This window comes from uncultured Gordonia sp. (genome assembly GCF_937858515.1).
Classification (GTDB): Bacteria; Actinomycetota; Actinomycetes; order Mycobacteriales; family Mycobacteriaceae; genus Gordonia.
In genome coordinates, this window is sequence record NZ_CALLZT010000109.1 from 10,119 (window position 1) to 18,632 (window position 8,514).

Annotated in this window: 1 protein-coding gene; it reads left to right on the forward strand. The window is 67.4% G+C overall.

The window, feature by feature from the left end:
* The first annotated feature begins 467 nt into the window (after nucleotides 1-467).
* Entirely contained in the window at nucleotides 468-8,507 is an 8,040-nt protein-coding gene (locus Q0627_RS09975) for a non-ribosomal peptide synthetase (protein ID WP_291011844.1), read from the forward strand.
* The last annotated feature ends 7 nt before the right edge of the window (nucleotides 8,508-8,514 follow it).

Sequence of the window (8,514 nt, forward strand, 5' to 3'; positions counted from 1 at the left end):
CTCGAAAGATGCGCGCGGCCCGGGTGCGCGCCGGTACGGTCAGGTAACGGTGCGACGATGCCCGGATCGTCCCGGTACAACCGACGGACGAGGCGACGTGGCGTGTCGGTCATACGGCCGAACCTGAGGGAAGGCGGCGGCAATATGGCCTGGTCAGCCCTGTGGGTGCGGTCGCCTGTACCCGACTTCGGTGCCGGGGACACCTAGTGGATGACAGAATGGCCCGATGGGCTGGGCGCGGCTCCGCAGATGCGCCCGATGTCTGTGACTGGTTGTAACGTGCTTGTCGGCCGTCTCGAAATGCACATGCATGGCGAGATGCGGCGACGTCATCGGGCGAGACAGCCCCTACACTGTCCGATGGGTCGGGGTTCGAAGGGAAGTCTGCGGCGCCTCCTGCACACCGTTGCGGGGTGATATCCGCAACGGGTGATGGCGGAGAGAGGTAGCGAGGAGGGTTGAGTCCGATGGCTGGGGCAAACGGAGACCGCGACGTGGTGAACGGCACGCTGCCGCTGACACCTGCGCAACGCGGCATGTGGTTTGCCGAGAATCTCTCGCCCGACTACTCGGTCAACATCGCCCAGTACCTGGACATCCGCCACGATCCCGGCGGCCTGGATGTGGACCTCCTCGCTGGGGTCTGCGAGGAGGTTGGTAAGCAGATCGAGTCGCCGTTCGTGCGGTTGACCGAGGTCGATGGCGTACCCATGCAGTACGTCGATGTCGACTTCGACCAGCATGTCGAGATCAAGGACCTGCGCGGCGAGGCCGATCCGGTGGCCACCGCGCTCGCCTGGATGAACACCGAGTACCGGCAGCCTGTCGATCTGCTTTCCGATCAGTTCGTGGTGATCGTACTGATCCGTGTGGCCGACGACCGGACCTTCTGGTACCAGCGAAGCCACCACATCATCGTCGACGGGTATGCCGCACTGACCGTGGTACAGCGCATCGTCGACCGCTACAACGCACTTCGCCGCGGCGAGGAACCGGTCTCCCGGCCCGCTGCCGACATGGCGGAGATCGTTGAGTACGAGAAGGCATACCAGTCCAGCGGCCGCAGGGAAACGGATCGTAAGCACTGGCTGAGCCGCGTGCAGGATCTCCCCGAGCGCGTCACTCTGGCGCGGGTCAGCGGCAACGCACCGCTGTCATTCGACAACGTGGTTGCAGGAGGGGCTCTTGATCCTGTCCTGCAGGTCCGCCTCGAGACTGTCGCCAAGGAATGCGGCTCCTCTATGGCCGTGGTGCTGACTGCGGCTTTCGCCGCCTTCCTCTCGAGGATGAGCGGCGCGGACGATATCGTGATGAGCTTGCCCGTCACCGGACGCTCGACAGCCAAGATCAAGCGGTCGGGTGGAATGCTGTCGAACATCCTCCCGGTCCGTGTCCGGGATGTGAGTACGCGAACCGTGCGTGACCTGGTCGCCGCAGCTCAACTGGAGCTGACGGGTGCGCTGCGGCATCAGCGCTACCGCTCGGACGACATCAAACGGGACGCCGACATGGACGGCAGTTCTGTGGGATTCGGGCCGCGGATCAACATGGTCTTTTTCGACGAACCCATCGAGATCGAGGGTGCGAGCGTCGACTACCGGATTCTCACCTCAGGGATCCTCGAAGACCTGCTCATCAACCTGTACCAGGCGAGTAAGGGCGCCGAACTGGTGGTCGACCTGCACGGCAACCCGCATCTGTATTCGATAGAGGAGATCAGCACCCACCACCGGCGATTCCTGGCGTTCGTGGGACGGCTACTCGATGACCTGGACGCCGACGTCATTGACGTCGACATCCTGCTGCCCGGCGAGAGCGCGGATCTGACCGAACTCGCCACTGGTGCCGAGCGGCAGTGGACTGACCGGCAGTTCTCGCCCGACGGGCTGCTCGGGCTGTTCTCGGCGCGGGTGGCCGAGCATCCTGACCGAGTCGCGATCAGCGATGACACCCACGACTGGACCTATGCGCAGTTCGACGGGCTGCGGCGGGAACTGGCAGCGCACCTCGCGGACGACGGTGTCCGGCCCGCCGACCGGGTGGCTGTCGTCCTCGATCGTGGGATCGAGCAGGTCGCAGCCATCTACGCGGTCCTCACCGTCGGCGGCGCCTATGTGCCGATCGATCCGGCCTCGCCGGACGGCCGGCGCTCACTGGTCCTGGAGACCGCGCAGCCCGCTCTGGTCATCGACGCCGACTACCTGACGAAGGTCGGCCTGCAGGCCGATCCCGCTGCATACGGATCCGATCCGGTCGAGGTCACCTCGCCCGCGCTGCCGCTCGGAGCGAACGCCTACGTGATCTTCACCTCGGGCTCGACCGGTGTCCCCAAGGGTGTCGGGGTGCCGGTGGCCGGCGTGGCCAACAGGCTCGCCTGGATGCAGGACCGTTACCCGATCGATGCCGGCGACTCGGTGCTGTACAAGACCCCGTTCACCTTCGACGTCTCGGTGTGGGAGCTTTTCTGGCCGCTACAGGTGGGTGCTCGGATGGTGATCGCCCGCGCGGGCGGCCACCGTGACCCGGAATACCTGCGGACGGTGCTCAGCGCCAAGTCGGTGACCAACGTCCATTTCGTGCCGTCGATGCTCGACGTCTTCGTCGACGCCGTCGAGCCGGGCACGCAGATCCTGCCGCCGGGCGTGCGCCGGGTCTTCACCTCCGGCGAGGGACTGCCGGCGCCGCTGGCCCGACGTGTGGTCGCCGAGTCCGATGTCCGGCTGATCAACCTGTACGGTCCCACCGAGGCCTCGGTCGAGGTGACCGGGTACGAGGTCAACGGTGACGAGCACGCCATTCCCATCGGTGCCCCGGTTCCCAACACGCGTACGTACGTTCTTGACGCGCGGCTGCGGCAGGTGCCGGTCGGTGTCGCCGGCGAACTGTATCTGGCCGGTGCGCAGTTGGCCGACGGCTACGTCAATCAGGAGTCGCTCACGGCCGACAGGTTTGTCGCCGACCCGTTCGTGTCGGGTGAGCGGATGTACCGGACCGGCGATCTGGTCCGGTGGAACGCCGACGGCGATCTGGACTACCTGGGCCGCACCGACTTCCAGGTCAAGATCCGTGGCCAGCGGGTCGAGCTCGGCGAGATCGAGGCGACTCTGCTCGGCGAGGGCCGGGTCGACAGCGCTGTCGTGGTGGTCCGTACCGACCTGGGCGCACCCACACTCGTCGCGTACGTGCGGCCCAATCCGTGGACCACTGTTGACGAGGATCTGTCGGCGTCGCTGCTGCGCTGGTGCCGTCGGCACCTGCCTCGCTACATGGTGCCCGCGGTGGTCGTCGTGCTGGACGAGTTCCCGGTCAATTCATCGGGCAAGCTCGACCGGTCCGCGCTGCCGGATCCGATGTTCACCACCGACGACTCGGTACCGTTCGTGGAGCCGACGACACCCACCCAGCTCCGTCTGGTGTCATTGTTGTCCGAACTCCTCGATGTCGAGCGCATAGGCCTGCGTGACAACATCTTCTCTCTCGGTGCCGATTCGCTCACCGCGGCCAGGCTCGCCGCCCGGGTCCGCAAGGAGTTCGGTTCCGCGGTCGCCCTGAACGAGGTGTTCGACAGCGTCGACATCGGCGAGCTCGCAGCAGCCATCGACAACGCCGAGCGTGCGGACGACCGACCACCGCTCCGTGCGGCCCTGCGCCCCGAGCGGATCCCGCTGTCGTATCCGCAGACCCGGCTGTGGTTCATCAACCGGATGGATCCTTCCGCGGCCACCTACAACATGCCGGGCGCGGTCAGGCTTGGCTCCGACGTCGACATCGACGCGATGCGTTCGGCGGTGACCGACGTGGTCACCCGGCACGAGTCGTTGCGCACCCGTTTCCCCGCCGTCGACGGTGAGCCGCTGCAGGAGATCGTTCCGGTGGAGGCGGCCGTCGCGGAGACGGCGCTGTCGGTGCGCAAGGTGTCGTCGGCAGAACTCGATTCCGCGTTGAGCACCGAGGTCATGGTCGGTTTCGACGTCGCCACCCAACTCCCGGTCCGGTTCCTGGTCCTCCAGGTGGTCGAGGCCGGTGTGGTCACAGACAATGTGCTGGCGATCGTGCTGCATCACATCGCCGGTGACGGCGCGTCGCTCGAACCGCTGATCACCGACCTGATGACCGCCTACGCCTCCCGGCTGGCGGGTCAGGTCCCGCTCTGGCTGCCATTGCCCGTCCAGTACGCCGACTACGCGCTGTGGCAGCGTGATGTCCTCGGAGCACCCGACGACGAGACATCGAGGCTGAACAAGGAACTGGTGTTCTGGGCCGATGAACTGGCCGGTGCACCGGAGCTGCTGAGCCTGCCCGCCGACCATCCCCGTCCGCATATCCCCACCGGTGTCGGAGCGTTCGTCGACACGGTGCTCGACGGCACGACGGCCGCCGGGGTGCGTGCCCTTGCGCGGGCGCACGACGTCACCCCGTTCACGGTCCTGCATGCCGCGCTCGCCGCGGTGTTCTCCCGGCTCGGTGACAGTGGCGATATCTCGATCGGCACCGCTGTCGCGGGCCGCGACGAGCCCGAGACGGCAGCGCTCATCGGCATGTTCGTCAACACGGTTGTGCTGCGCACTCAGGTCCGGCCGGGGCAGACGGTGGCCGGTTTCCTGCGTGAGGCCGGCCGGGTGCGCACGCGGGCGCTGGAGCATTCGCAGGCGCCGTTCGAGCAGGTGGTCGACGCCGTGGCAACCCACCGGACGCTGGCGCATAGCCCGTTGGTGCAGGCCATCTTCACGATGACCACCGACCACCATCGGGCGCTGCGCACCGAGGGCGTCGAGGTTCTCGACGCCCGCGTTCCCGCCGCCAAGTACGACCTGAGTGTCTCCGCGGTTCAGTTCCGCGACGACGGCACTGACGGAGCCGGTGCCGAAAGCGACCGCATCGAGCTCGAATTCTCGTACTCCACAGACCTTTTCGAACGTTCGACGGTCGAGCGGATCGCGGCGTACCTGGCAGCGACGATCGAGGCGATGATCGCCGATCCGGGCCGCCCGCTCGGCTCGATCGATATCCTTCCCGCCGGCGAGATCACGGCTCTGACCGGCCATGCGCCCGGGGCCACACCGGGCACGTTGCGCGAGTTCGTGATCGGTGCGCTCGCGGCCGCTGATGCGCAGCGGTCCGCGGTCACCGGTGCCACCACCGTGAGCAACGAGTTGTTCGACATGCAGAGCAATCAGCTTGCGCGCGAACTGCTCGCCGTCGGTCTCGGTCCGGGAGATGTTGTCGCACTGTCGATTCCACGTTCTCACCTGTCGGTGATCGCGGCGGTGGCAGTGATCAAGACCGGTGCCGCGTTCGTCAGCATCGACCCCGAGTTCCCCGCCGATCGCCGCGAGACGATGCTCGCGGACTCGCGGTCGGCGATCGGTATCACCACCACGGCGACCGGTGCGGCCGGTGCCGGCGGGCTCGACTGGATCGTGCTCGACGACAGCGTGTGCGAGCTGAGGCTCGCCGGTCACCGCGAGACCCCCATCGACGACGCGGAGTTGCGCCGCCTGCCGCTGCCGGACGACCCGGCCTACCTGATCTACACGTCCGGGTCCACGGGTACGCCGAAGGCCACGGTCGTCCCCAATCGCGGGTTGCAGAACCTGGCCGAACGGTGCGTCGAGATCTTCGGCGTCACCCGGTCCTCGCGTGTTCTGCACGTGGTGTCGACCAGCTTCGACGTGTGGATCGCCGAACTCCTGATGGCCTTGTCCACCGACGAGCCGTTCGTCGTCGCCGACCGCTACACCTACGGCGGTCAGGAACTCGAGGCGCTCATCGCCGCGCACGAGGCCACCCATGTGGTGATGACACCGTCGGCGCTGTCCACGGTGGCGCCGGAGCAGGTGCCCTCGGTGCAGGTCGTGGTCAGTTGCGGTGAGCCGTGCTCGCCGGATCTGGTGCGCACCTGGACCGACGCCGGCCGCCGCTTCTACAACGCCTACGGACCCACCGAGGCCACGGTGTTCGCCACCTACATCGGCCCGATGACCACCACCGAGGAGGTGACGATCGGCCGGGCGCCGGCGGGGATCGGTGCGATGGTGCTCGATGTCGGTCTGCGGCCCACGCCCACCGGAGTGATCGGGGAGCTGTATCTGACCGGTGATCAGGTGGTTCTCGGTTACCTCAATCGTATGCAGCTCACTGCCGAGCGATTCGTGGCCGATCCGTTCGGGTCGGGCACGCGGATGTACCGGACCGGCGACCGGGTGCGGCGGCTGGCCGACGGCAGGCTCGTCTACCACGGCCGCGGCGACTTCCAGATGAAGGTCCGCGGGATGCGCGTGGAACCGGGCGAGGTCGACGCGGTGCTCAACACGTATCCGGGTGTGGCCAACTCGCTGAGCATGGGTGTGCCCGGTCCGGCCGGTGCGACGGTCCTGGTGTCGTATGTGACCCCGGTCAAGGGCAGCACGCTCTTCCCCGACGACGTGATCGACTTCGCGGCGCAGTCGCTGCCTTCGCACATGGTGCCGCAGTCGGTGGTCGTGGTCGACGAGTTCGCGCTGACCCCGGTCGGCAAGATCGACCGTTCGAAGCTGCCGACCGCCGACTTCACGCGGGTGACCGACTTCGTCGCGCCGCGCACCCAGCTCGAAAGTGTCATCGCCGACGTGTTCGCGCAGACGCTCGGACTTGAGCGGGTCAGCGTCCACGACGGGTTCTTCGAACTCGGCGGCAACTCACTGTCGGCCACCAAGCTCGCGGCGGCGCTGTCCAATGTGATCGGGCGTCCGGTTCCGGTGAAGACGCTCTTCGAGGCGCCCAGCGTTGCCGGCATGTCCGAGGCCATCGGAACGCTGACCGCGGGCCACATCATGCCACCGCTGGTCGCCCGGCAGCGGGCCGAGCTCGTGCCCGTGTCGGATGCGCAGCGCGGAATGTGGCTGCTCAACCGGGCCGATCCCGATTCGGCCGCCTACAACATCGCGTTCGCGCTACGCCTGGTCGGCGACCTCGATCTCGGTGCTCTGCGGGCCGCCGCCGGTGACTTGATCCGCCGTCAGGAGGTGCTGCGCACCAGCTACCCGATGATCGACGGGATGCCCACCCAGGTGATCCGCCCCGCCGACGAGGTGGTGGCAGGACTCGAACTCACCCCGATCGACGTGCGCGGACCGCTGAACGCGGCGATCGCCGAGATCACCGGCAAGGGTTTCGACGTGGTCACCGCGCCGCCTATGCGGCTGGCGCTTCTCCGTGTCGGTCCGGCCGAGCACGTGATGGTGTTCGTCATCCATCACATAGGCGGCGACGGCTCGTCGCTCGGACCGCTCGCGCGCGACTTCATGGCCGCGTACTCGGCCCGGGCCGCGGGCCATGCGCCGTCATGGCAGCCGCTGCGGGTCCAGTACGCCGACTACGTGCAGTGGCAGGCCGAGCGTCTGGCCATGCGCGACGACGACGGGGTACCGGAACGCGACCGGCAGATGGCCTACTGGAAGCACCGTCTGGCGGGGGCGCCCGAGCGTCTCGACCTGCCCAGCGACCGGCCCCGTCCGGCCGTGCCCACATTCGGCGGTGCGCGTGTCGGATTCGAGATCCCGGCCCGGCTCGTCAACGCTCTCGAAGGCATCGCTCGCGCGCGCAACACGACCCTGTTCATGGTCACCCATGCGGCACTGGCGATCCTGCTGACCCGACTGAGCGGACGTAACGACGTTGTCATCGGGACCCCGTACGCGGGGCGCTCGATGCCCGCCCTCGACGACATCGTGGGAATGTTCGTCAACACGCTGGCTCTGCGCACCGAGATCGATCCGGCCGAACCGTTCTCCGGTCTCATCGAACGGGTCCGTAGCAACGATCTTGCCGACATGGCGCACACCGACGTCTCGTTCGAGTCGGTGGTGGCCGAACTCGGCATCGCGCGCAGTGCGTCGTTCAATCCGGTGTTCCAGGCGATGTTCGCCTTCCAGAATCTGGAGTTCCCGGTGGTCGAGCTGGCCGGCCTGGAGATCTCTCCGCTCTCGGAGGAACTGGTCGCGGCCAAGGTCGATCTGCAGCTGACGCTGCTGCCGGGAGATGCCGGTGTGACCGATCACGGCGCCCCGATGCGTGGTGAGTTCGTTTACGCCACAGATCTTTTCGACGAGGCGACGATCGACCGGCATGCTCGCCGCTATCTTCGCGTGCTCGAGGAGATCTGCGCCGACCCGCAGATCGTGGTCGGCGACATCTCGATCGCCACGGACGAGGAGCGTGCGGCGGCCGGTACGTCGGCTCAGGAGGATCAGCCGCTGCCCGCGTTGGTGGCGGCCGCGGCACTGCGTTCGCCCGACGGCACGGCGTTGAGCCGGGACGGGGTCACGGTCACCTTCCAGGCGCTGGCCGAGATGACCGCCGCCATGTCGGCCGCGCTGCCCGATCCGGACTCGGCATTCGTCACCGCGTTGATGAGTCTGGCGCAGAGTCTGGCCGGAGGCGATGCCGAAGAACTCGGTGATGCGCTCGAGGAGATCCGGCGCCGGGCAGCGGGCGGACGCGAGATGGACCAGGGCAACGTGGTCTGAGCCGGGG

Coding starts and splice junctions, on each gene's coding strand:
- Q0627_RS09975 (WP_291011844.1), top strand. CDS start 468: ATGGCTGGGGCAAACGGAGACCGCGACGTGGTGAACGGCACGCTGCCG.